General features: G+C 75.7%; 25 protein-coding genes. 11 read left to right on the top strand and 14 right to left on the bottom strand.

Annotation, left to right across the window (positions count from 1 at the left end):
• Nucleotide 1 precedes the first annotated feature (1 nt).
• On the bottom strand, nt 2-637 hold the full coding sequence (locus ND486_RS21750) for a class I SAM-dependent methyltransferase (RefSeq protein ID WP_251786311.1): 636 nt from the start codon (nt 635-637) through the stop codon (nt 2-4).
• 114 nt (nt 638-751) lie between these two features.
• Here ND486_RS21750 and ND486_RS21745 point away from each other — a divergent pair, with 114 nt between their 5' ends.
• The 3 genes from ND486_RS21745 (at nt 752) to ND486_RS21735 (ending at nt 4,025) form a co-directional block, all read left to right on the top strand.
• Complete coding sequence (locus ND486_RS21745; RefSeq protein ID WP_251786303.1) at nt 752-2,485, top strand: hypothetical protein; 1,734 nt, start codon at nt 752-754, stop codon at nt 2,483-2,485.
• 76 nt (nt 2,486-2,561) lie between these two features.
• A complete protein-coding gene (locus tag ND486_RS21740; RefSeq protein WP_062404658.1) occupies nt 2,562-3,407 on the top strand; it encodes an alpha/beta fold hydrolase in 846 nt (281 codons plus the stop codon).
• Between the two features lie 57 nt (nt 3,408-3,464).
• A complete protein-coding gene (locus tag ND486_RS21735) occupies nt 3,465-4,025 on the top strand; it encodes a GNAT family N-acetyltransferase (protein WP_251786301.1) in 561 nt (186 codons plus the stop codon).
• Nucleotides 4,026-4,031: 6 nt separating this feature from the next.
• Here the strand turns inward: ND486_RS21735 and ND486_RS21730 are convergent, their stop codons facing one another.
• The 3 genes from ND486_RS21730 to ND486_RS21720 are packed head-to-tail and all read right to left on the bottom strand — an operon-like array spanning nt 4,032 to nt 5,603.
• Entirely contained in the window at nt 4,032-4,286 is a 255-nt protein-coding gene (locus ND486_RS21730; protein WP_062404655.1) for a DUF3039 domain-containing protein, read from the bottom strand.
• Nucleotides 4,287-4,312: 26 nt separating this feature from the next.
• Nucleotides 4,313-4,693 carry a DUF3099 domain-containing protein gene (locus ND486_RS21725; protein ID WP_307799113.1) on the bottom strand — a complete coding sequence of 127 codons (381 nt, stop codon included), beginning with the start codon at nt 4,691-4,693 and terminating at the stop codon, nt 4,313-4,315.
• 10 nt (nt 4,694-4,703) lie between these two features.
• Nucleotides 4,704-5,603 carry an alpha/beta fold hydrolase gene (locus ND486_RS21720; RefSeq protein ID WP_178375125.1) on the bottom strand — a complete coding sequence of 300 codons (900 nt, stop codon included), beginning with the start codon at nt 5,601-5,603 and terminating at the stop codon, nt 4,704-4,706.
• Between the two features lie 40 nt (nt 5,604-5,643).
• Here ND486_RS21720 and ND486_RS21715 point away from each other — a divergent pair, with 40 nt between their 5' ends.
• Nucleotides 5,644-7,383 (top strand): GNAT family N-acetyltransferase, encoded by a 1,740-nt coding sequence (locus ND486_RS21715; protein ID WP_251786299.1) that lies wholly within the window; start codon nt 5,644-5,646, stop codon nt 7,381-7,383.
• A gap of 24 nt (nt 7,384-7,407) precedes the next feature.
• Here ND486_RS21715 and ND486_RS21710 read toward each other — a convergent pair whose 3' ends face one another.
• The 3 genes from ND486_RS21710 to ND486_RS21700 are packed head-to-tail and all read right to left on the bottom strand — an operon-like array spanning nt 7,408 to nt 9,620.
• A complete protein-coding gene (locus ND486_RS21710) occupies nt 7,408-8,598 on the bottom strand; it encodes an AMP nucleosidase (protein WP_100880327.1) in 1,191 nt (396 codons plus the stop codon).
• The gene (locus tag ND486_RS21705; protein ID WP_062402532.1) at nt 8,595-9,002 is read right to left on the bottom strand and encodes a helix-turn-helix transcriptional regulator; all 408 of its coding nucleotides are present in this window, start codon (nt 9,000-9,002) and stop codon (nt 8,595-8,597) included. The genes ND486_RS21710 and ND486_RS21705 overlap by 4 nt, the downstream gene beginning before the upstream one ends.
• Nucleotides 9,003-9,029: 27 nt before the next feature.
• Nucleotides 9,030-9,620, bottom strand: coding sequence for an HhH-GPD-type base excision DNA repair protein (locus tag ND486_RS21700; protein ID WP_251786297.1), 591 nt, complete (start codon nt 9,618-9,620; stop codon nt 9,030-9,032).
• A gap of 31 nt (nt 9,621-9,651) precedes the next feature.
• On the opposite strand from ND486_RS21700, the gene ND486_RS21695 reads away from it, so the two are divergent.
• From ND486_RS21695 to ND486_RS21685, 3 genes are all read left to right on the top strand, one after another.
• Nucleotides 9,652-11,211 (top strand): methyltransferase, encoded by a 1,560-nt coding sequence (locus ND486_RS21695; RefSeq protein ID WP_251786295.1) that lies wholly within the window; start codon nt 9,652-9,654, stop codon nt 11,209-11,211.
• A complete protein-coding gene (gene dtd, locus ND486_RS21690) occupies nt 11,208-11,669 on the top strand; it encodes a D-aminoacyl-tRNA deacylase (RefSeq protein WP_208819543.1) in 462 nt (153 codons plus the stop codon). Before ND486_RS21695 ends, dtd begins: the two co-directional genes overlap by 4 nt.
• A gap of 69 nt (nt 11,670-11,738) precedes the next feature.
• Nucleotides 11,739-12,023, top strand: coding sequence for a YggT family protein (locus ND486_RS21685; RefSeq protein WP_224402809.1), 285 nt, complete (start codon nt 11,739-11,741; stop codon nt 12,021-12,023).
• 12 nt (nt 12,024-12,035) lie between these two features.
• Here ND486_RS21685 and ND486_RS21680 read toward each other — a convergent pair whose 3' ends face one another.
• The 4 genes from ND486_RS21680 to ND486_RS21665 all read right to left on the bottom strand — a co-directional run bounded on the left by ND486_RS21680 (nt 12,036) and on the right by ND486_RS21665 (nt 16,429).
• Entirely contained in the window at nt 12,036-13,346 is a 1,311-nt protein-coding gene (locus ND486_RS21680) for a patatin-like phospholipase family protein (RefSeq protein WP_251786293.1), read from the bottom strand.
• A gap of 103 nt (nt 13,347-13,449) precedes the next feature.
• Nucleotides 13,450-13,812, bottom strand: coding sequence for a hypothetical protein (locus tag ND486_RS21675; protein ID WP_251786292.1), 363 nt, complete (start codon nt 13,810-13,812; stop codon nt 13,450-13,452).
• Between the two features lie 109 nt (nt 13,813-13,921).
• Nucleotides 13,922-14,419, bottom strand: coding sequence for a helix-turn-helix transcriptional regulator (locus ND486_RS21670; protein WP_251786290.1), 498 nt, complete (start codon nt 14,417-14,419; stop codon nt 13,922-13,924).
• Nucleotides 14,420-14,638: 219 nt separating this feature from the next.
• Nucleotides 14,639-16,429: an alpha/beta hydrolase gene (locus tag ND486_RS21665; protein WP_251786288.1), complete on the bottom strand. Its 1,791-nt coding sequence runs from the start codon at nt 16,427-16,429 to the stop codon at nt 14,639-14,641.
• A 386-nt stretch (nt 16,430-16,815) separates the two neighbouring features.
• Between ND486_RS21665 and ND486_RS21660 the strand changes: the two genes are divergently transcribed.
• The 4 genes from ND486_RS21660 to ND486_RS21645 all read left to right on the top strand — a co-directional run bounded on the left by ND486_RS21660 (nt 16,816) and on the right by ND486_RS21645 (nt 20,718).
• The gene (locus tag ND486_RS21660) at nt 16,816-18,051 is read left to right on the top strand and encodes an alpha/beta fold hydrolase (protein ID WP_251786286.1); all 1,236 of its coding nucleotides are present in this window, start codon (nt 16,816-16,818) and stop codon (nt 18,049-18,051) included.
• 203 nt (nt 18,052-18,254) lie between these two features.
• Nucleotides 18,255-19,403 (top strand): sigma-70 family RNA polymerase sigma factor, encoded by a 1,149-nt coding sequence (locus ND486_RS21655; protein ID WP_224402813.1) that lies wholly within the window; start codon nt 18,255-18,257, stop codon nt 19,401-19,403.
• Nucleotides 19,404-19,660: 257 nt separating this feature from the next.
• On the top strand, nt 19,661-20,176 hold the full coding sequence (locus tag ND486_RS21650) for a flavin reductase family protein (protein ID WP_208819535.1): 516 nt from the start codon (nt 19,661-19,663) through the stop codon (nt 20,174-20,176).
• Nucleotides 20,173-20,718: an NAD(P)H-dependent oxidoreductase gene (locus tag ND486_RS21645; protein ID WP_224402814.1), complete on the top strand. Its 546-nt coding sequence runs from the start codon at nt 20,173-20,175 to the stop codon at nt 20,716-20,718. The genes ND486_RS21650 and ND486_RS21645 overlap by 4 nt, the downstream gene beginning before the upstream one ends.
• A 15-nt stretch (nt 20,719-20,733) precedes the next feature.
• Here the strand turns inward: ND486_RS21645 and ND486_RS21640 are convergent, their stop codons facing one another.
• The 3 genes from ND486_RS21640 to ND486_RS21630 are packed head-to-tail and all read right to left on the bottom strand — an operon-like array spanning nt 20,734 to nt 23,357.
• Nucleotides 20,734-21,633 (bottom strand): pseudouridine-5'-phosphate glycosidase, encoded by a 900-nt coding sequence (locus ND486_RS21640; protein WP_251786285.1) that lies wholly within the window; start codon nt 21,631-21,633, stop codon nt 20,734-20,736.
• Entirely contained in the window at nt 21,630-21,965 is a 336-nt protein-coding gene (locus tag ND486_RS21635; RefSeq protein ID WP_251786283.1) for a hypothetical protein, read from the bottom strand. The genes ND486_RS21640 and ND486_RS21635 overlap by 4 nt, the downstream gene beginning before the upstream one ends.
• Nucleotides 21,966-21,998: 33 nt before the next feature.
• On the bottom strand, nt 21,999-23,357 hold the full coding sequence (locus tag ND486_RS21630) for an MFS transporter (protein ID WP_251786281.1): 1,359 nt from the start codon (nt 23,355-23,357) through the stop codon (nt 21,999-22,001).
• Nucleotides 23,358-23,382 lie beyond the last annotated feature (25 nt).

The raw sequence follows: 23,382 nt of genomic DNA, 5'->3' as shown, positions 1-23,382 counted from the left end.
GTCAGCCCCGGGGCGGCCGCGGACGGCGGGCGGTGAGGACGAACGCGGGCGGGACGTTGGCGAGCACCGTGCGGCCGTGCACGACCTCCTCGAACGCCGCGGCGAGCCGCCGCCGGAGCCGCCGGGCGGGCGGCAGGGCCCGGGTCACCGAGTAGCCGAACTGGGTCAGCGCGCCGTCGGGGTGCAGGCAGCCGGCGACGACGTCGGTCAGCCAGGGCTCGTCGCGCGGGTAGGCCGCCCACGGCAGCCCGGAGACCACGACGTCGGCGCCGCCGAGCCCGCGGGCGGCGAGCAGTGCGGGCAGCTCGGCCGCGTCGGCGACGGCGACGTCGAGCCCGGGGTGGCGGGCCCGCAGCAGCGCGGCCAGTCGCGGGTTCAGCTCGACGGCGAGGTGGTGGCCGCGGCCGCCGAGCCGCTCGGCGACGACGTCGGTGAACGCCCCGGTGCCCGGCCCCAGCTCGACGACGACCGGGTCCCCGGTCGCGGGGACCGGTGCGGTGGCGGCGAGGGCCAGCGCCCGGGAGCTCGGCAGCGCCGACGCCGTGCGCAGCGGGTCGCGCAGGAACTCCCGCAGGAACGCACCCGTCCCGGCCGGGGACGCCTGCGGGGACGGGGTGGACGGGGCGACGGTGCTCATCGGGCTCCGGGGTCTCGTGCGGTGCGACCGGGTCACCGTGCCGGTCCGGTCCGAACGCCGTCCGACGACGGGGTGAACGCGCCGCGACCGGTGGCGGTGGGGATGATGGAGGTGATGAGCGAGCGCGACCGCACCCCAGCCGACGCCGGCCCCCTCGCCCTGCCCGCGGCGGGACTGCGGCTGGCGGCCGCCGTGTCCGCCCGGCCGCTGCTGCTCCTGCGCCGCGGCGGCGACTGGGTCGCCGAGCTGGGCCGGGTCGGGCTGGGCCGCTCCGCCCTCGCCCCGGACGTGCCGGCCGGTCCGGTCGCGCCGGTGGCGCGGTGCGCGGCCCAGGTGCTGCTCGCGACGACCGGGGCGGTCTCCGGGCTGCTCGACGACGCCGTCGCGAGCCCGGACGTGCCGCTGCCCGCCGCGGACGCCGAGCGGCTGCGCGCGACCCTCGCCGGGCTGACCGCCCTCCTGCTGCCCGCCCCGGGCCCTCTCATGATCACCGGCTCGGAGGGGATCGGTGCCACCGGCGGCACCGATCCCCGCACAGGTGACGATCACGGTCGTCCCGCACCGGCCACCGGGCCCGCGCCGGCTGCCGGTGACGTCGCCGACCGGGTCTTCACACCCCCCGGTGCCGACACCCCGTCGGTCCCCTTCGACACCGGCGCCCGCGACGCCCGGGGCGGCCCCGTCCCCGGCCGCGACGTCGCCGCCACGCCCGGCGCGGTCGTCCTGCGCACCCCGATGTTCGAGCTGCTGCAGTACCTGCCGCGGACCGAGAAGGTGCACGACACCCCGGTGCTGGTCGTCCCGCCGCTGGTGCACCGCTACTGGCTGGCCGACCTCGCGCCCGGGTACTCGCTGGTCGAGCACCTGCTCGGGAAGGGCCTGCAGGTGTTCGCGCTGTCCTGGCGCCCGGCGGGCCCCGCCGACGCCGACCGCGACCTCGACGCGCACGCCGCCGCCGTCCTCGACGCCGTCGACGCCTGCGGGCGCATCACCCGCGCCCCGCGGGTGTCGCTGCTCGGCGTGCGCACCGGCGGGCTGCTGACCGCGGCGGTGCAGGCCCACCAGGCCGCGATCGGGCTCGACGACCGGGTCGCCGCCGTCGCCTACCTGGCGACCGTCCTCGACCAGTCCGACGCGCTGCCCGGCTTCGCCCCCGACCCGGCGACCGGCGCCGAGACCGCGGGCCTGGCCGCCCGCGACGGCGTCCTCGACGGCGCGACGGCGGTGCGGGCCTGGGCGTGGCGGCGCGGGCCGGACCGGGTGCTGCCGTGGGCGGTGCCGCACGGTGGCGGGACCGCCGACCTGGACGGGCGCGCCGCGCGGGCGATGCGGGCGTGGGTGTCCGACCTGCTGCCGCTGCCCGCCGGGCTGCACACCGACCTCGCCGCGCTGGCCGCGGCGTCCGGCGACGGCGCGGGCCCGGACCGGCCCGACGTGCGGGTCCTCGGCACCCCCGTCCGGTTCGCCGAGCTGCGTCGCGACAGCTACCTCGTCGCCGCCGACGACGACCCGGTGCAGCCCTGGACGGGCGGGTACCGCACCGCGCAGCGCCTCGGCGGAGCCTGCCGGCTCGTCCTGGCCCCCGGCGACCAGGCGGGCGCGCTGATCGCGCCGCCGTCGGTGGCGACCGGGTTCCGCGCGGCACCCTGCTCCACCGGCGACGGCGTGGCTCAGCGGTGGAGGGCCGGGGCCGAGGCCGTCGAGGGCTCCTGGTGGGACGACCTGGCCGCCTGGCTGGTCGAACGCTCGGGCACGATGCGCGACGCGCCCCCGGAGCTGGGCGGACGTCGTCTGCGCCCGCTGTTCCCGGCCCCGGGGACCTACCTGGGCGAGCCCGCCCCCGTCTGAGGGTGGGGTCCGGGATCGTCACACCCGGGGCCGTCCGCACCCCACCGCCCGGCCGTGGCACCTAGGCTCGGCGGTGATGACCACTTCCAGCTCCCGGCCCGTGGGCGGCGCGGGCCTCGAGGAGCACGACGTGCTCGTCGGCGGCCGTGCCCTGCGCGTCGTGCGTCGCCCCGCCTCCGGCCCGGGCCCCCGCCGCACCCCGCTGCTGCTGTGCAACGGCATCGGCGCCGCCACCGACGTGCTCGACCCGCTGGTCGCGGCGCTGCCCGCGGACCTCGACGTCATCCGGTTCGACCCGCCGGGCATCGGCGGGTCGGCGGTGCCGCGGATGCCGTACCACCTGACGTGGATGGCGCACCGGCTCGGGCAGGTGCTGACGAAGCTGGGTGTGCGGGAGGCCGACGTCCTGGGGTTCTCCTGGGGCGGGATGCTGGCCCAGCAGCTGGCGATCAGCCGTCGCCGCCGGGTGCGCAAGCTCGTGCTGGCCGCGACCGGTCCGGGGGCGCTGATGATCCCGGCGTCGCCGCGGGTGATGGCGGTCATGACCTCGCCGAAGCGCCACCAGGACCCGTCCTACGTCGACGCCGTCGCCGCCCGCATCTACGGCGGCTCGCTGCGCGACCACCCGGAACGGGCCGCGGAGGCGCTCGGCGCGGGGGCCCGGCGCGGCCCGATGCGCGGCTACTACTACCAGCTGATGGCGCTCTCGGGCTGGACCAGCCTGCCGCTGCTGCCGGCGATCACCGCGGACACCCTGATCATCGCCGGTGACGACGACCCGATCGTCCCGCGCGGCAACGCCACGATGCTGCACCGCGGGATCCGGCGCTCCCGGATCAGCCGCTACCCCGGCGGCCACCTGGAGCTGCTGCTCGACCCGGAGCCGTTCGCGGCGGAGATCGACGCCTTCCTGCGGTCCTGACCCCGCCATCGCGGCCCCGGCCGAGCGGGACCGCGCGGGTGGCCGCACGATGGCCGGGTGGCGACCCCCGCACGGACGACCGGTGAACGCACGACGCCCGCACGACCGGCCCGGGACGCCGTCCTGCGCCCGTGGCGCGGCCCGGCGGACTCCGCCGCACTGGCGGCGCTCGACGACGGCGCCCCGGGCATCGGCGTCGCCTGCGGACCGGAGTGGCACGACGACGCCGCGGCCGACCCGGCGCGGCTGCATCTGCTCCTGGAACGCCCGGGCGAGCCCGGCCCGGCGGGCTACGCCGTGCTGGCCGCACCCCGCGGCCCGGAACCGGGGGTCGAGCTGCACCGGCTCGTGGTCCACCGCGACCGGCGCGGCACCGGGGCCGGACGGGCCCTGCTCGGTGCCGCCCTCGCCGTCGCCGGGGTACCCGGAGCGACCGGCGACACCCCCGGCGGACCGCCGTGGGCGGGCCCGGGGCGGCTGTGGCTCGAGGTGGCCGCGGACAACGTCGCGGCGCTGGCGCTCTACCGGTCGGCCGGGATGGTCACCGAGACCGTGCTGCGCACGGTGCCCGGCGACCCGTCCTCCACCCCGCTGCGGCTGCTGCTCGCGCGGGGCTGAGGGGTCTCACTCCCCGTCGCCGCCACCCGGGGGGAGCCCCTCGAAGATCTCCTTGCACTGCGGGCACACCGGCGATCCCGGCTTGGGCGACTTGGTCACCGGGAACGTCTCGCCGCACAGCGCCACGACCATGTTCCCCAGGACCGCGCTCTCGGCGATCCGGTCCTTCTTGACGTAGTGGAACATGTCCGGCCGGTCGTCACCGGTCTTGTCGGTGGTCTCGGGCCGGGTGTCGACCTCGGGCAGCGTCGTCGTGGACATGGCGTCCATGATGCCCGAGACCGGCCTCAGGGCGGGGAGGCGGTGCCGCCTCCCGTGGTCCCCGTGGGCTGTTCGTCGTCGGTGGTGGGCCGGGGGCCGGCGGGATCGTCGCCGCCCTGGTCGATCACCGGACGAGGCCCGGTCTCGATCGCCCGGTGGTCCTGCCGGTGCCGGTTGGGCGTCTCCGCCTTGCGCGGCAGCCGGTCGTTCGCGATGAGCACCGCGATCCACGGCAACGGCACCGAGATCGCGAGCAGGGTCACCGCGACCCACGGGATCTGGTAGAAGACGCCGGCGAGGATCATGCACGGGATCCGCATGCCCATCGTCCACTTGTAGCGCCGCTTGCGGATCTCCAGTTCCTCTTCGTAGGACATCTGCGCGTCCGTGATGAGAACGGGGTCCACGCGTCGCCGCTCAGCCACTGTCGAACCACCTCCCTTTCCATGGTGACACCCCTACGCGATCCCCGCGCGGGCGCCCGCCGGTCGCCTCGCGCACACCCGCGGGCCCGCCGTCGACGGTGGGGTCGAGCGTCTCCCAGCGGCGCAGCCGCGCGGCGAGCAGCCGCGACCACCAGACGACGTCGTCCGGGGTCGCCGCGATCGACAGTCCGGCCGCGGGCAGCCGCTCCCGCAGGGTCTGCGCGGTGGACTCCGGATGGCCCGGGTCCCCGGTCCAGGCCAGTACCTGCACCGGCACCGTGATCCGCTCCAGCTCCTCCGGTGCGGGGAGGTCGGTGGCGGCCGCGCCGCGCAGGATCGCCGGGAGCAGCTCGGCACGCACGTCGGGCCCGGTCCGCGGGCGGCCCCGGGCGGCCGGGGGCAGGTCCGCGTCGTCGGCACCGGCGTCGAGCGCCGCGACACCGTCGGCCTCCACGGCCGACGCGGACCGCTCGTAGTCCCGGGACCGGGCGCGGCGGGTCCCCCAGGCGGTCGGCGGCAGCATGAGGGTGAGGCTGGCGAACCGGCCCGGGTCGGCCAGCGCGGCGTGCAGCAGCGTCCCGGCGCCCATCGACGGCCCGACCCCGTGCACCCGCTCCCCCGGCACGACGTGGTCGAGCAGCCCCAGCAGGTCCCGGGCCAGCGCGGGCCACCGGTAGTCCGCGGGATCGGCGGTACCACCGGAGCGGCCGTGGCCGCGCGCGTCGTAGCGCAGCAGCCGCACGCCCTCGACCCGGGAGGCGATGTCGAGCCGCATCAGGGCCTCCCGGCGACGGCTGGAGGTGAGGCCGTGCAGCGCCACCACCGCCGGACCACCGGAGGTGTCGCGGACGTCGAAGTCCAGTGTCGCCCCGGCGATCCCGAACGTGGCCATGCGCTACGCCTCCCGATCTTCGTCGGCCTAGGTTATGGCCATGCGGCTGACGAGCGTGACGCACCTGCGCCTGCCCTACGGGACGCTGCTCGGCTACGACGTCGCCGTCGGCCGGACCGGGCACCCGGTCCCGGTCTCGTTCGACCAGCGCCGCCACGTCGGCCGCGGGGACCGGCCGGGCTCGTGGATGGCGATCACCTGCCGGCTGCCCGCGGTGGACCTCGACGCGCTGGCCGGGGCCTGGCTGGCGGTGCTGCGCCGGCACGGGACGCTGCGCACGGTGTTCTCCCCCGGCCCGGACGGTCCCCGGCTGCACGAGGTGGACCTGCGTCCCGGCCGCTGGGTCACCCACCCGGTCGCGCCCGGCCAGGCCGTCGACGACGCCGTCCGCCGGATGCTCGACGAGCGCTGCACCCCCTACGCGGCGCCGTCGCACCGGCTCTGCGTGATCCTCACCGCGGACCGGCCGACGCTCGTCGTGGCCGCCGACCACGCCCACGTGGACATGTGGTCGCTGCTGGTGGTCCTGCGCGACCTCGTGCAGGGCCTGGGCGGGACGCTGCCGCCCGGGACCGTGCGCCCCTTCGCCGAGCACACCGCCGCCCTGGCCGGCCGGGAGCCCGCGCCCGACGAGGTCCGGCACCGCTGGGCCGAGATCCTGGCCGCGGGCGGCGACGTGATGCCCCGCTTCCCGCTGCCGCTGGGCGAGCTCACCCCCGCTCCCCCGGAGCGCGTCGAGGTGCGTGACGTGCTCGGCGTCGACGACTGCGCGCTGTTCGAGCGCCGGGCCCGCCGGTCCGGGGTCTCGACGCTGGCCCTGGTCACCTCGGTCATGACCCGCACCACCCGGGAGCTGGCGCACGCCCCGCTGCGCGCGGTGTTCCCCGTGCACAGCCGCTACGACGACCGCTGGCACGGCTCGGTCGGCTGGTTCATCACCAACGCGGTGATCGACGCGCGCGACCCGGACCCGCGGGCCTGCGCCGACGCCGTCCGCGAGGCCGTGCGGCTCGGCTCCTGGCCGCTCGACGACGTGCTGGCCCCGTGGGGCGGGATGCCCGAGGCGCCCGGCATGTTCGCGATCTCCTGGCTGGACCTGCGACGGCTGCCGGTGCGCATCGACCACGCCGGGCTGGACGCGCAGTACGTCAGCTCGGCGGGCGACGCCGACGGCGTGATGGTGTGGTTCATCCTCGACGAGGCGGGTCTGCACCTGCGCTGCCGCTACCCCGACACCGACGAGGCGCGGGAGAACGTCGGCGCCTGGCTGGACCGGGTCGTGGACGGTGTCCGGTCCAGCGCCCACCCGGCGGGCGCGGACGTCGTGCTGGCCGGGGGCCGGCTCGTCGTCGACCGGGCCACCCGGGCCGACGTGGCGGCGGTCGTCGCGCTGCTGTCGGGTTCCGGGGACGCCGACGCCGACGACCCGGACCTCGCGCCCTACGAGGAGGCCTTCGACGCCCTGGACCGCGACCCCGGCCGGTTCCTCGCGGTCGCCCGCGCCGGCGACGGCCGGGTGGTCGCGACCGTGCAGCTGACGATCCTGCCCGGGCCCGCCCTGCGCGGCGCGACCCGGCTGCAGGTCGAGGGGCTGCGGGTCGCCGTCGGGTGGCGACGGCGCGGGGTCGGGTCGGCGCTGGTGGAGTGGGCGCACGAGCACGGGCGGGCCCGCGGCGCCGTCCTGGCGCGGGCCGGGGACACCGCCGGGGACGGGCCGCACCGGTTCCTGGCGCGGCTGGGCTACGAGCCCGACCGGGCCGGGTACACGCGGCCGCTCTGACCCCGCCGTCGCCCGGGCCGCCGGTCAGGCGCCGTCGGGCCCGTTGCCGAGCAGCGGCTCGTCGGCGGAGCGGACCTCGGAGCCGGGCAGGCCGTCGGGGTGCTCGTCGCGGACCCGGTCCAGCGCGTCCAGCGCGATCCCGAGGTGCTTGCGCTTGCTCGCCTCGTAGAACGCCCGCGCGCCGCCGGCCAGCTTGGGCTCGGCGTGCAGCGGCTTGTCCGACACGCACAGCAGGGTCGCGTTCGGGATCCGGTAGCGGAACCCGTTGGCGGCGATCGTCGCGGACTCCATGTCCACCGCCACGGCGCGGGCCAGCCGCATCCGGTGCAGCGTCGCGGCCTGGTTGAACTCCCAGTTGCGGTTGTCGGTGGTGTGCACGACCCCCGGCCGCCAGGTCGCCTCGGCCGCGCCGAGCGCGTCCATCAGGTAGCCGTTGAGCCGGATGCTCGGGATGACCGGCACGTCGGCCGGGAGCACCTCGTCGAGCACGTGGTCGGCCCGCTGGTAGGCGGTGGCCAGCACGAAGTCGCCCAGCTCCTGGCGGTTCCGCAGGCCCCCGCAGTGCCCGATCATGATCATGGTGTCCGGGCGGAGCACGGCGAGGTGGTCGGTGACGGTCTTGGCGTTGGCCGGGCCCACGCCGATGTTCACCAGGGTCACGCCGTCGCCGTCGGCGCCCGGGTGGTGGTAGGCGGGCATCTGGACGCCGGCGCGGTCGGGCCGCTCGGCGTCGGGGAAGCGCTCCAGGAACGACTCGACGTGCATAGCGTAGTTGGTGAACAGCACGTGCCGCTGGAAGGACTCGGCGGGGGTGCCGGTGTAGTGCGAGAGGCGGTCCAGCGAGAGCGCCATGCGCTCCGGGCCGAACAGGAACAGCTTCTTGACCCGCAGGTCGAAGCGGTCCTCGTCGAGCGCGGCGAAGAACTCCGGGTCGGTGAACGCCCGGGCCGGGCGGGCCGCGCGGGCGGTGACGGTGGCCCCGGCGGCGAGCAGGCCGCGCAGCTCCCGGTGCAGGTAGCGGCGGATCGCGCACGGCCGGGCGAACTCCCCGGAGATGCGCGGGTTGTGCGTCGACCAGGGGCGCACGACCTCGAGCTCGGGGTACCAGCCGTCGTCGTAGACCGACTGGAGGGCGTCGAGCAGCCGGGCGATCTCGTGGTCGAGCTTCTCCGCCGGGACCGGCGGGCGGACCTGTTCGATCATCGCGGGCGTCACGACGCGTCCCCGTCGTCGGCGCCGTGCGCATGCAGCGCGCCCGGGGCGACGGCGACCGCCGACACGATCTCCAGCACGCGGCGGGCGAGCCCGTCGGTCAGCCGGTAGCGGACCAGCCGCCCCTCGCGGTGGGCGGTGACCATGCCGTGCGCGCGCAGCAGGCGCAGCGCGTGCGAGACGGCCGAGTCGCTCATCCCGACGGCGACGGCGAGGTCGGAGACGCAGAGGTCCCCGGCGTGCTGCAGCGCGAGCAGCAGCGACAGGCGGTTGACCTCGCCCAGGACGTCCAGGACGGTCGCGACCTCGGCCACCTTGGTGGCGTCGGCGAGCACCGCGACGGCGTCGCAGACCTGGTCCGGGTCGATCACGCGTGCGCCGGCGAGCGCCTCCGGAACCTTGTGCACGCCTGTGATGCTAGCCCTGTCGGCGGATCACTTCGCCGCAGCGGCCTTCTTCTCGCGCGCCGCGGCCTTGATCGCCTTCTTCGTGTCGCGCACCTCGAGCAGGGTCCGGGAGTCGACGACGTCGGCCGCGGAGAGCCGGGTGCCGTCGGCGCCGTAGTCCCCGGCGGCCTCCCGCCAGCCGTCCGGGGTGACCCCGTACTGCTTGCCGAGGATCGCGACGAAGATCTTCGCCTTCTGCTCGCCGTAGCCGGGCAGCGCCTTGAGCCTGCGGAGCACCTCGCGCCCGTCGGGGTCGTCGCGGGTCCAGATCGCGGCCGGGTCCCCGTCCCAGTCCTCGACGATCGCGCGGCACATCTCCTGCACCCGCCTGGCCATGGAACCGCCGTAGCGGTGGATGGCGGGCGGGGTGGTGGCCAGCGCCGCGAACCCCTCGGGGTCGTGGTCGGCGATGACGCGCACGTCGAGCCCGCCGAGGCGCTCGTGCAGCTTCAGCGGGCCGCGGAACGCGACCTCCATCTGGATCTGCTGGTCGAGCAGCATGCCGATCAGCAGCGCGAGGGGCTCGCGTTCCAGCAGCGCGTCGGCCTCCGGTTCCTGGGCGATGCAGATCCCGCTCATGCCGCACAGGATGGCACGCGACAATGGGCGGGTGCTCCCCCATCTCGACGCCGGTGACATCGAACGCGTCCGCGGCTGCCTGCTCGACGCCGGCTACACCCCGGACGGTGTGCGCGCCCTGCTGGGCCGCTCCGCGCACGACGCGCTGACCCGCGGCGAGCCGGAGCCCGCGGCCCGGGCCAGCCGCGACGGCGGGGAGCTCGGCACCCTGGTGCGGCTGTTCCTGCTGGAGGACACCGAGCCCGAGCCGGCGGTGACCGCGGCGCTCGGCGACCTGGACCCGCTGCTGGAGGGCCGGATCCTGCGCCGCACCCCGGAGGGCATCCGGGCCGCGCTGGACGTGCGCCCCTACGGCGAGGGCCCCGGCGCCGACGGCGAGCCGGGCACCGACTGGTGGGTGGTGTCCGACATCGACACCCCGGCCGCGCGGCAGGACCGCGAGCACGTCACCGGCGTCGGCGGGGCGTCGCTGACGCTGGCCGCGGCGACCGTCCGCCGGCCGGTCGGCACCCTGCTCGACCTGGGCACCGGCTGCGGGGTGCAGGCGCTGCACGGCTCCCGGCACGCGCTGCGGGTCACCGCGACCGACGTGCTGCCGCGCGCGCTGGCGCTGGCCCGGCTGTCGCTGGGGCTGTCCGGGGTGGAGGTCGACCTGCGGGAGGGCCCGTGGTTCGCCCCGGTGGCCGGGGAGCGCTTCGACCAGGTGGTGTCCAACCCGCCGTTCGTGCCGGGCCCGCCGCGGGTGGACTACGTCTACCGCGACTCCGGTGCGGCCGGGGACTCTGCGCTGGCCGGGCTGCTGGGCGAGCTGCCCGGCCTGCTCAACCCGGGCGGGGTCGCGCAGCTGCTGGGGTCGTGGCTGCACGTGCGCGGCGAGGACTGGCCGGACCGGGTGCGGTCCTGGCTGCCCGACGGCGTCGACGCCTGGGTCCTGCAGCGCGAGGTCGTCGACCCGGGCCTGCACGTCGGCACCTGGCAGCGCGACGCCGGGCTGGTCCCGACCTCCCGGGCGGCCCGCGAGCAGGCCGGGGCGTGGCTGGACTGGATGGCCGCCGAGCGGGTCGAGGGGGTCGGGTTCGGCTTCCTCATGCTGCGCCGCACCGACAGCGAGCCGACCGTCGTGGTCGAGGACCTGCCCGGCGAGCTGGGCGAGGGCCTGGGCCGGGAGATGACCGGCTGGCTGGACCGGGTGGACTGGCTGCGCGCCCACACCCGCGACGAGGACCTGCTCGGCGCGCGGCTGCTGCTCGCCCCGGAGACGGTGCTCGAGTCGGCCTCGTCGGTCGACCCGGACGGCGGCTGGGCCGAGCTGTCGACGACCGTGCGCCGCTGGGGCGGCCCCGGCTGGGAACACCCCGTCGACGCCCCGGCCGCGGCGCTGCTGGCCGGCTGCCGCGGCGACCTGCCGCTGTCCGAGCTGCTCGCGCTGCTGTCCTACGCCCACGACCTGCCGGTCGACGCGCTCGTCGCGGCGACGCTGCCCGCGGTGCGGGAGTTCGTCCGGCACGGCCTGCTCCAGCCGGTCGACGGCTGGCCGCACCCGGTGCCCGCGCGGACCGCGGCCGCGTCGCCGTCGGGGCCGGTCGGGTGAGGGCCGTCGTCGCCCGCGTCCGACGGGCGTCGGTGACGGTCGAGGCGCCCGACGGCACACCGCTGCGGGTGTCCGGTGAGATCGGGCCCGGGCTGCTGGTGCTGCTCGGCGTGCACGCCGACGACGTCGGCACCGACCCCGCCGCGACCGCGCGGAAGGTCGACACGATGGCCCGCAAGCTGCACGAGCTGCGCCTCCTGCGCGACGAGCGCTCGTGCGCGGACGCCGGCGCCCCGCTGCTGGTGGTCAGCCAGTTCACCCTGTACGGCGAGACCCGCAAGGGACGCAGGCCGTCCTGGTCGGCGGCGGCCCGCCCGCAGGACGCCGAGCCGGTCGTCGACGCGGTGGTGGCCGCGCTGCGCGGGCGCGGCGCCACCGTCGGGACCGGGGAGTTCGGCGCGCAGATGGCCGTGGAGTCGGTCAACGACGGCCCGTTCACGGTCCTGGTCGAGGTCTGAGCCCGGTACCGGGCCCAGGTCTCAGCCGTCTCTCACCGGACTCTCAGCCGGAAAGGGGACGATGGGGACATGGTCGCCTACCTGCTGTCCTGGCTGTTGGGGCTGTTCCAGCTCGTGCTGGTCGCCCGGGTCGTCGTGGACTGGATCGACGTGCTCGGCTCCGGGCGCGGCGGCGCCGTGCTCGACACCGCCCGCCGCGTCACCCACGGCCTGACCGAGCCGGTCGTCGCCCCGATCCGCCGCCGCGTCCAGCCGGTCCGGATGGGCGCGGTCGGGCTCGACCTGTCGGTGCTGATCGTGTTCGTGGCCGTGCTGCTGGCGCGGCTGGTCGTGGTGCCGCTGATCCCGTTCTGACCCCGGCCGGGGTCAGGGGCGTGGTCCGAGCCGCAGCGCGGTGACCCGGCCGTCCTCGTCGAGGCCGGCCTCGGCCAGCCCGTCGGTGACACCGCCGTCGCGGTGCACCCGCACCGCCCACTCCGCGGTGTCGCGGGCGACCTGCTTGCGGGTCGGGTCGACGGTGAACTCCCCGTCGAGCAGCTCACCGAGGTGGGCGAGCAGCGGCACCGGGGACGGTCGCTCCCGGAACGGGGCGGTGGAGGTCAGGGTCGCGTCCGGGGTGACGGCGGCCGCGAGCGCGACCGGGTCGCCGTCGCGCACCGCCCGTTCGAAGGCCAGCGCGCCGAGGAACCGGTCGGCCGCGGCGGCGCCCCGGCGCTGCAGGTGGTCCAGGAACGCGACGTCGCGGTCGATCTTGGAGGCGGCACCGAGCAGCCGGGACCGCACCGTGCTGGCCGGCATCTCCAGCACCCGGACGGTCACCTGCCGGTAGCCCGAGTCCGGGCCGAGGCTCCCGTCGGCGAGCAGCCGGTCGATCGTCTCGATGAACCCGAGCTCCTGGTTGAGCGACAGGTTGCCGGCCAGTGCGTTGCGCCGGTCGGCGATCTCGATCGGGCTGCGCGGCTCGCCGTCGATCTCCGACGGGTTGATCTGCACGACCCACAGCTCGTCGGGGTCGGTGTCGAGCAGGTCGCGGGTGGGCGGGTTCTGCGAGAACAGCCCGTCCCAGTAGACGCCGCCCGCGGTGTGCACCGCGCGGAACAGGGTGGGGATCGCGGCCGAGGCAAGCACGGTCTCGGCGGTCAGGGTGTCGGTGCGGCTGGAGAACGCCCGGAACTCCCCCGTCAGCACGTCGACGGCGCCGAGCAGCAGCAGCGGCGCGGCGCCTGCCGGGTCCGGACCGATGGCGGCGAAGTCCACGTGCCGTGAGACCAGGTCGAGGAACTGGCGGGTGCCGTCGAACGGGCGCGGCACCAGGTACGGGGTGCCTGCCGGGACGAGCCCGAGCCCCTGGAGCGCGCCCGCCGTCACCACGCCCAGGTTGGTGAGGCGCTCCAGCGGGGTGCGGGCGGCGTTGTCGGCCCAGAACTCCTCCAGCGCCGTCGCCGCGGCCTCGCGCCGGTCGGGGGTCTGGCCGTCGCGCAGCCGGTCCCAGGCGACGAGTGCGCAGATCGCGCCGCCCGAGGTGCCCGAGATCGCGACGACCTCGGCCGGGTCCGCGGCGGAGCCGAGCGCGTCCGAGCGCAGCAGCCGGGCCAGGACGCCCGCGGTGAACGCGGTGTGGCTGCCCCCGCCCTGGCAGGCGATCGCGATGCGGCGGGGCCGGGTGCGGGGGCTCATGGGGCCACCCTCGCGCGGACCGGTGGGTAGGGACAGCGCGACCCGGTCACACACGACGACGGCCCCCACCCGGGGGCCGGGCGGGGGCCGTCGTCGCGCGGGGTCACTTGCCGGCGGCGCTCCGGGTGGCGCGCGCGGTCTTCTCCGCGGCGGCCTCGGTGCTGCGCCCGGCGTGCTCGGTCACGGCCTCGGCGGCCTTGGTCGCCTGCTCGGTGACCTGGTCGAACACCGAGGTGCTCGCGCCGACGACGGTACGGGCGAACTCGCGCTGGTGGCCGAGCACCTGCTCGTAGAAGTCGAAGACGCGCTCGACGGCGGCACCCGCGTCGGGCAGCTGCGGGCGGTCACCGGCGCCGAACTGGCGGGCCAGGCCGCTCGCGGCCTCGGTCCACCCGCGGACGGACTCGGTGACCAGGTCCTGGCCGCGCTTGGCGATGTCGACGAACTGCTCGGTGGAGGCGGTCATCGGTACTTCCCTCCCGGGAGTCGTATCTCGGCGTGGACGGGGCGCCGACGAGCACCCCGGCATGCCAAGAAAACTACGCACACCCGTTAAGTATGTCAAGCACGGCAGCTCAGTCCCGTTGCACGAAGCTCCGGTACACCCCCAGCAGGGCCGCCTTCTGCTCGTCGGACAGCCGCGTGTCGGATTCGATCGCGGCCTCGACACCCGGCGGTGGCGCGGCCGCGGGGGCGGCCTCCTCGACCGGGGCGGCGTCGCCCGCGGTGTCCGGGTCGCCGACCGACCAGCCGGCCCGGCTGAGCATCTGGTCGGTGTTGAGGTGCAGCGCGTCGGCGATCGAGCGCAGCACCTTCAACGACGGCTGGTGCAGCCCCCGCTCGACCTGGCTGAGGTAGGCGTTGGACACCTTGGTCATCGCCGCCATCTCGCGCAGCGAGAGCTTGGCCATCTGGCGCTGCGCCCGGATGAACCCGCCCAGGGCGTTCACCTGCGCGCTCCACGCGTCCTCGGCGGCCCGGCGGCCGTTCTCACGCAGCTCGTCGGCGGCGGTCTCCCCGGCGGTCCGCGGCCGGCGCCCGCCGTGCGTGCGGGCCTCCCCCGCGCGGCTCACGGCGCCCCCACCCGGAGGGCCCCGCGCGGCGGTCGCCGGCACGCGGGCACAGAACGTACGCGGTCCATGGCGATGCATTCTCCCCGCCGGACGGCGGTTGCGCACGCATCCGATGCAGTGTCGACAGTGGACGGTACGGACCATCGTCCATCGTGGACAATGCTCCGCCCCGGTGACCAGCGGTGATCACCGGGGCGGCGGCGGGGTGCGGGCGGCGGCTCAGCCGCTCAGCACGTAACGGCCGGGAGCGGGCTCCAGCGGCGGGTACGCGTCCGACCCGATCTTCTTCGGCGCCGCGACCTCCTTGCCCGCGCGCTCGGCGATCCACGGCGTCCAGTCCTCCCACCAGGAGGCCTTGCGCTCGGTGGCGTCGTCGCGCCAGTCCTCGGCGCGGGCCGGGAGGTCGTCGCTCTCGCCGAACCAGTGCCGAGACTTCGGCGACGGCGGGTTGACCACGCCGGCGATGTGCCCGGAGTTCGACAGCACGAACCGCACCGTGCCGCCGAGCTTCGACGCCCCGGTGTAGACCGACTTCCAGGGCGCGATGTGGTCCGACTCGGCCGTGACGATGTAGCTGTCGGGCCGGATGTCGGCCACGTCGAGCCGCTCCCCCGCGAGCTCCAGCTTGCCCTCGGCGAAACGGTTCTCCAGGTACAGCGTGCGCAGGTACTCGGTCTGCATCGCGGCCGGCATGCGGGTGGAGTCGGAGTTCCAGGTCAGCATGTCGAACGGCTTCGGGTCCTCACCGAGCATCCAGTCGTTGACGACGTAGTTCCAGACCAGGTCGGTGGCCCGCAGCAGGTCGAAGGTCGTCTTCATGCTGGTGGCGGGCAGGTACCCGTCCTTGCGCATGCTCCGCTCGAGCCGGTCCACCGTCTTCTCGTCGGTGAACACGCCCAGCTGGCCCGGACCGGAGTAGTCGAGCAGCGTGTTCATCAGGGTCAGCGAGTTGACGCGCTGGTCGCCCTTGGCCTCCAGCCACGCCGTCATCGCGGCGGAGAGCGCGCCGCCCAGGCAGAGCCCGGCGACGTTGACCGTGTCCCGGCCGGTGATCTCGCGGACGACCTCCAGGGCCGTGACCGGGCCCTCCTGCAGGTAGTCGCTCATCGTCACGTCGGCCAGCGACGAGTCCGGGTTGCGGTAGCTGATCATGAACACGGTGTGGCCGTGCTGCACCGCCCACTCCACCAGCGACTTCTGCGGCGCGAGGTCCATGATGTAGTACTTGTTGATCCACGGCGGGCTCATGAGCAGCGGGATCTCGTGCACCTTGTCCGTCTGCGGCTCGTACTGGATGAGCTCGATCAGCCGGTTGCGGAAGACCACGTGGCCCGGGGTGACCGCGAGGTCCTTGCCCACCTGGAAGGCGCCGGGCGTGACCTGGCGCGGCATCCCCTGGTTCTGCACGGCGTCGCGCAGCATGTTGCGCGCACCCCGCACGATGTTCAGCCCACCGGTCTCGACGATCTTCTTCGGCCAGGCCGGGTTGGTGACGACCGCGTTCGGCGGGGCCAGTGCCTCGACGATCTGGCCGACCAGCCAGTCCAGCTTGCGGCGCGCGGTCGGCGAGACGCGGGCGGCCTGCGACAGCTCGGTCAGCCGGTCGGCGAGCAGGCTGTGCTCCTGGCGGGCCAGGTAGTACCAGGCGTTGCCCTCCCAGGCCGGGTCGGCGTAGCGCTTGTCCTTCTCGGGCAGCGACGCCGGACCGGTGGTCGTCCGGCCGACGGCGCGCGCGGCCGCGGCGGACACGGCCTTGGCCGAGTCGACGCCGAAGCCCAGCCCGGTGCGCAGCACCGCGCCGGGCCGGGTGGCCAGCGAGCGGGCGGCCTCGCCGAGCGCCCCGCCGAAGCCGACCGGGTCGACCTTCGCGGCGAGCCCCTCGGGGCTGGCGAGCTCACGCAGGTCCCGCACGAGGCCAGCCGCCTGCCGTCGCAGCACCTCCGCGGCCTGGTTCGACGCGGCGGCGCTGCCGTTCTCGGACTCGGGCTGGGGTACGGGCTGCGTGGTCACTGTTCGTCACTCCTGACGGCCGGTTCGGTCTCCGTGCCTGGGTTCCCGCGCTCCCTGAGGGAACGGGAGGCGCAACGGGATGGACACATGGTGACCGCGTACTCACCGGTAGGCAGCCCCGGATTGTTGTAAGGCCTCTCACCTGCGCTAAGCGAAGCAAGCACTACTCCGGAGTAGGCCAGCGCTTGCTTGACATACCGATCGCGTTTTACCGTTCGGTAACCCGGATAGCCCCCGGTCATCAGAGTTGATGGGAGAGGCCCATGAGCACGGCGATCACCCGACGGTCCGCACCCTCCAGGGAGCACGGACCGCGTGCCCTTCCCGACACCCCCGTGGCCGCGGCCAGCGGGAGCGACGACCGGCCGGACCCCCTCCGGTACCTCGTGTCGTACAACACCCGGAACCTGACCAAGGTGGTGGCCGAGGTCGGCCGGGCCACCGGCGCCTACTGGATCGACGCAGTCCAGCGGATCGCCCGGCCCGGCGACGCCGCCCGGCGCGGGCTGCTGTGGATCTCGGCGATGGCCGACCGCCGCGAGCCGACCTGGCACCTGGCCAACGAGGTCGTGCTGTCGACGCCGTTCGCGTCGCTGCGTGACTTCACCGCCGCCGAGCACCGCGACGACGACGTGGTCCCCACCCTGGTGCTGCCGCCCCAGGCCGGGCACTCCTCGACCGTCGTGGACTACTCGCCGCAGCAGAGCCAGATCGCCATGATCCGCGCCTCGGGCCTGACGAAGGTCTACGCGCTGGACTGGCGGCCCGCCACGACCGCGACGAAGAACGTCACGATCACCGACTACCTCGAGGTGATCGACCGGTCCATCCGGCGGATGGGCGGGAAGGCCAACCTGGTGGGCGACTGCCAGGGCGGCTGGCTGGCGACGATCTACGCCGCGCTGCACCCGGACCGGGTGAACACCCTGACCCTGGCCGGGGCGCCGATCGACTTCCACGCCGGCGAGTCGGTGATCGCCGCCTCGACCCGGCTGATGGCGGGGACGATGGGGATGGCGCCGTACAAGGCGCTGGTCGCCGCGGGCGGCGGCAACATGCCGGGCTCGGCGGTGCTGTCGAACTTCATCTCGATCCAGCCGCAGTCGGAGATCTCCCGGCAGCTGCAGCTGCTGGAGAACATCGACGACCCCACCCACGTCGAGCGCTACCGGGTGTTCGAGGACTGGTTCAAGTACACCCAGGACATCCCCGGCGCGTTCTACCTGTGGCTGGTGGAGAACCTGTTCTGGAAGAACCGGCTGATCAAGGGCACGCTCACCGTCGACGGCCGGACCGTCGACATGGGGGCGATCGACTGCCCGCTGCTGCTGCTGGCGGGCTCCGCGGACCACATCACCCCGGCCCCGCAGCTGTTCGCGGCGGCGGAGAAGGTCGGGACCCCGGCCGCGGACGTCACCTACCGGACGGCGACCGCGGGCCACCTGGGGCTGTTCATGGGCCGTGACGCGCTGCGCCACGACTGGCCGGTGCTGATGGAGACCGTCTACGGCCACTCGGTGCCGTCGAAGAAGGACACCGGGGCCGGCAAGGCGTCGCGGCGGCGCAGCAGCGTCCGCGCCGTGGCCGACCCACGGGACACCCCGCGGGTGCCCGCACCCTGACCGGTACGCCCGGCGGGGTCGCTCTCTAAGAGGACCCTGAGAGAACCGCAACTGCATGTGACCGACGACACGGCCCCGCAGGCACATTTCCCGGCCTGCGGGGCCGCGTCGTGGGAACGATCCCCGGAACGGATGCGTTGACCCCGTACAGGGCAAGCGGTGAGGCCCATCAATCGCCCGCCGCAGCCCGCGCAGGGGAGGAAATGCACATGACGGTGACCACGACCGCTCCGGCCGTACCCGGCCCGCGCCTCACGACCGAGGCCCCCGCTCGCGCCACCGTGTCGTCGTCCGGCGCGAAGCGGACCGCCCCGAAGGTCGCTCGCAGCTCCCGCCGTCGCACCGACGGCGACGGAGGCACCGCACTGGAAGCCACCGTACCCGGTGCCGCGGCCGCGGTGGCGGAGGATCTCGACGCCCAGAGCCCCGCCGCGGACCTGGTGCGCGTCTACCTCAACGGGATCGGCAAGACCGCACTGCTGACCGCGGCGCAGGAGGTCGAGCTGGCCCGGCGCATCGAGGCCGGCGTGTTCGCCCAGCACCGGCTGGACACCGCCGCCGCCGACGGCACGCTGGACGGGCTGGACCTGCAGTACCGCCGCGACCTGCGCGCGGTCGTCCGCGACGGGCTGCTGGCCAAGAACCACCTGCTGGAGGCGAACCTCCGGCTGGTGGTCTCGCTCGCCAAGCGCTACACCGGGCGCGGGATGCCGCTGCTGGACCTGATCCAGGAGGGCAACCTCGGCCTGATCCGCGCGGTGGAGAAGTTCGACTACACCAAGGGCTTCAAGTTCTCGACCTACGCGACCTGGTGGATCCGGCAGGCCATCACGCGGGGCATGGCCGACCAGGCCCGCACCATCCGGCTGCCCGTGCACCTGGTCGAGCAGGTCAACAAGCTGGCCCGGATCAAGCGGGACATGCACCAGCGCCAGGGCCGCGAGCCCAGCGACGCCGAACTGTCGGCCGAGTCGGGGATCCCGGAGCACAAGATCCAGGACCTGCTCGACCACGCCCGCGACCCGGTGAGCCTGGACATGCCGGTCGGGTCCGAGGAGGAGGCGCCGCTCGGTGACTTCATCGAGGACGCCGAGGCGACCGACGCCGAGAACACCGTGATCTCGAGCCTGCTGCACGACGACCTCCGCCGGGTGCTGGCGACCCTGGAGGACCGCGAGCAGAAGGTCATCCGGATGCGCTTCGGCCTCGACGACGGCCAGCCGCACACGCTCGACCAGATCGGGCGCGCCTTCAAGCTCTCCCGCGAGCGGGTGCGCCAGATCGAGCGCGAGGTCATGTCGAAGCTGCGGGTCGGCGAGCGCGCCGACAAGCTGCGCGCCTACGCGAGCTGACCCGGGCCGGCCGGGCGTCCCCCCACCCGGCCCCCGGCGACGGACGGCCGGCGGAGCGATCGCTCCGCCGGCCGTTGCCGTCTCGGGCACCCCGGGGCTCCCCACGAGTTCGGGATGCACGGCACGGGGAGTTCTACCGGATCGATTCCGCAGCGGTCACGGCGACACGGTGGCGGCCGCGGCACGGCACGGCGTGTTCCCCACCACCCCGGGCCGGATCGTTGGCCGAGCGCTCCGTCCCCGCCTAGGGTCGGATCATGTCGCGTTCCCTCCCCGGCCCGGTCACCCCCGTCGTGACCCCGGAGTCCATGCGCGACGCACTGGGCGCGTTCGCGTCCGGCGTCGTCGTCGTCACCGCGATCGGCCCGGACGGGCCCATCGGGTTCACCTGTCAGTCCTTCGCGTCGCTGTCGCTGGACCCGCCGCTGGTGAGCTTCGCGCCGTCACGCGGGTCCTCGACCTGGCCGCGCATCCGCGAGGTGGGCCGGTTCTGCGTGAACGTGCTGGCCGCCGACCACGAGCACCACAGCGCCGGGTTCGCCCGCTCCGGGGTCGACAAGTTCGCCGGGGTGACCTGGGCGGCGGCGCCGTCCGGCTCGCCGGTCCTCGAGGGCGTCGGCGCCTGGGTCGACTGCGCCCTGTGGAACGAGTACGACGGCGGCGACCACACGATCGTCGTCGCCCGGGTCGACGCGCTCGGCGCGGACCCGGACCGGCTGCCGCTGCTGTTCCACCGCGGCACCTACGCCCTCACCCCCCGGGCCGGCTCGTGAGCGGCACCGTGGGCCGGATCATCGGGGTCGTCGCGGGCCCGGAGCCGGGCGGGCGCACGGCGGCCGCCGTCGCCGGGATCCTCGCCGGCACCGGGGCCGACACCGCCCTGATCGAGCTGTCGCAGACCCCCGTCGCCGAGGTCACCGCGGCCTTCGCCGACGCCGACGCCGTCGTGTTCGGCAGCCCGGTCTACCGGGCCGGGCACACGGCGTCGCTGCGGGCGCTGCTGGAGGCCACCGAGCGCGGGAAGTGGGGCGAGAAGACCGCCCCGCTCCAGGGCAAGGCGGCAGCGGTCGTGCTGACCGGCGCGAGCGGGCACCACTTCCTCGCCGTCGACGGGCTCCGGTCGGTGCTGGCCGGGTTCTTCGCCGTCCAGGTCCTCTCCCCCGGGCTCTACCTCGACCACTCCGGCTACGTCGACCGCAACACCCTCACCGAGCAGTCCGCGGAGCTCGCGGCGGCGCACGGGCGGGCACTGGCCGACCTGACCACGGCGGTACGCGGCTCGGAGGCGCTGCGGGCGATCACGCCCGTCGTCTGAGGCGGCACCGGCGCGTCACCGCCCGGCCAGGGCGGTGGCGATCCGGGCGCCCAGCGCCACGTTGTGCCGGTACACCGCGACGTTGACCTCCAGGCTGGCCTCGCCGGTCGCGGCGCGGACCCGCGCCAGCAGGAACGGGGTCGCGTCCTGCCCGCCGATCCCGGCGTCGTCGAGTGCGGCGAGGGCGTCGGCCAGGGCGGCGTCGTGCAGCGCGGGCGGGAGCTGCTCGGCGGCCGGGACCGGGTTCGCCACCAGCAGGGCCCCGGGCAGGCCGAGGTCGCGGGCGGCCCGCCAGGCCGCGGCGACCTGCTCCGGGGACTCCAGCCGCTGCCCGACCCGGTGCCCGGAGTCGGCCACGTAGAAGCCGGGGAAGGCGTGCGTGCGGTACCCGGCGACGGTCACGCCGAGGGTCTCCAGCCGCTCCAGGGTGGCCGGCACGTCGAGCACCGACTTCACCCCGGCGCTGACCACGACCAGCGGCAGCGCGGCGAGCGCGGGCAGGTCGGCCGACTCGTCGAAGGTGCGCGCGGCACCGCGGTGCACCCCGCCGAGGCCGCCGGTGGCGAACACCCGGATGCCGGCCCGGTGCGCGAGGTGCGCGGTCGCGGCGACCGTCGTGCCCCCGCTCGCGCCGGTGGCGACGGCGACCGGGAGGTCCCGGGCGGACAGCTTCACCACGTCCGGGGCGGTCGCCAGCCGGGCCAGCTCGTCGTCGGTCAGCCCGACGACGACCTCGCCGTCGAGCACCCCGACGGTCGCGGGGACCACCCCGAGCGCGGCCACGAGCTCCTCGGCCTCCCGGGCGACGGCGAGGTTGCGCGGCGCGGGCAGGCCGTGGGTGACGATCGTCGACTCGCACGCCAGCACCGGGCGGCCGACGGCCAGGGCGTGGGCGACCCGCTCCCCCACCCTCATGCGGCGGCCGGCCCGCGCAGGGCGGCCTCGCCGCCGTCGACGGGTGAGGTGCCGAACGCGGTCACCGAGCCGGGCGCGTGCCGGTGCACCCGGTCCGCCACCCGCTCGAACAGCTCCGGGCACTCCGGGGGCGTGCGGAGCCCGCCGCCGCGGGCGGTCGGCGCCGCGGTGACCCGCGGCAGCCCGCCGTCCGGGCCGACGAGGACCTCGGTCGACCCGGTCCCGGCCACGCGGTGGCCGTCGCGGCCCCGTTCCGGGGCGGCGGGCACGGGCGCCGGGTCGTACCCCGGGATCCGCGCCGGGTCGGAGCCGATCACCAGCAGCGTCGTCACGTCCCCGCACGCTGCTCGCCGCGGCACCGGCCGTCAACCCTGCGGCGCCGGGACCGGGGTGCGGACTGCCGAGCGGGCACAGACCAGCGCGACCAGTGCGCCGAGCAGCGTGAACCCGGTCGCGACCAGTACGGCGACGTGCCAGCCGGCCAGCAGCACCGGCACCGGCTCGTCGCCCGCCGGTGAGGTCAGCACCGAGGTCAGCGTGACGCCGACGGCGGCGCCCAGGTAGCGGGTGGTGTTGTTGATGCCGCTGCCGGTGCCCGCCCGGTCCGGCGGCACCGAGGCGACCGCCTCGCGGCCGAGCGTCGCGTTCACGACCCCGGTGCCGACGCCGACGACGACGAGCGCGGCCAGGACCGCCCCGGTGCCGGACCCGGTCGCGAGCAGCCCGAGCTGACCGGCCGTCATGACCAGCAGGCCGACGCCGAGGCGGACGCCGCCGGTGACCCGTTCGCTGATCCGGCGGGTGAGCAGCGCGGTCACGATGCTGGTGCCCGACCAGCCGAGCAGCAGCAGCGCCGCCGTCGCGGGGGCGGTGCCGTGCACCGGGGCGAGCAGCGCGGGCAGGTAGGAGCTCAGCGAGATGATGCCGAGCCCGGTGGTGAGGCTCGCGACCGTCGCCGCGACCAGCCCGGGATGGCGGAACAGCTCCGGCCCCGCCATCGGGTGCGCGACGGCGAACTGGACGGCGACGAACCCCGCCAGCAGCGCCGCCCCGGCCACGAGCAGCACGACGGTCGTGGTGGTGACCGGCAGCCGCCGGGCCTCGGTGAGGCCGGCGAGCAGCACCGCCAGCCCGGCGGCGAGCAGCACCATCCCGGCGACGTCGACCGGGCGCGGGCGGCCGGCGGTGGACTCGGTGAGCAGCGTGCGTCCGGCGAGGGCGAGCGCCAGCCCGGCGACCGCGACGGCGAGGTAGAGCACCCGCCACGGCAGCAGGCCCGCGAGCAGCGGGCCCGCCGCGATCCCGGTGGCCAGCGCCGCGCCCCACAGGCCGGTCGCGGCCGAGCGGCGCGGGCCCGGCGGCAGCGCGTGCCCGATCAGCGCGAGGCTGCACGCGACGACCGCGGCCGCCCCGACGCCCTGCCCGATCCGGCCGGCGACGAACCCGGCGGTGCCGGTGGCGAACGCCCCGCCCGCCGAGGCCAGGGCCAGCACGACCGCGCCGGTCGTGAACACCGCGCGCCGCCCCAGCCGGTCGGCCAGGGTCCCCGCGGTCAGCAGCACCGCGGTGAGCCCCAGGCTCATCGAGCTGAGGATCCAGGAGCGCCCCGACGGCGAGGAGCCCAGGTCGGCCGCGATCGGGGCCAGGGTGGCCAGCGGCGCGGTGTAGCTGACCAGGGCCAGCGTCGTGCCGAGCGACGCCACCGCCACCGTGCGTCGGGCCACGCCGCCACCCCCGTCGTCACCGCGG

Source organism: Pseudonocardia sp. DR1-2 (assembly GCF_023717215.1).
In the GTDB taxonomy this organism is placed as follows: Bacteria; Actinomycetota; Actinomycetes; order Mycobacteriales; family Pseudonocardiaceae; genus Pseudonocardia; species Pseudonocardia alni.
Note: the sequence above shows the minus strand (reverse complement) of the source record. Positions and strands in the feature narration are given on the sequence as shown.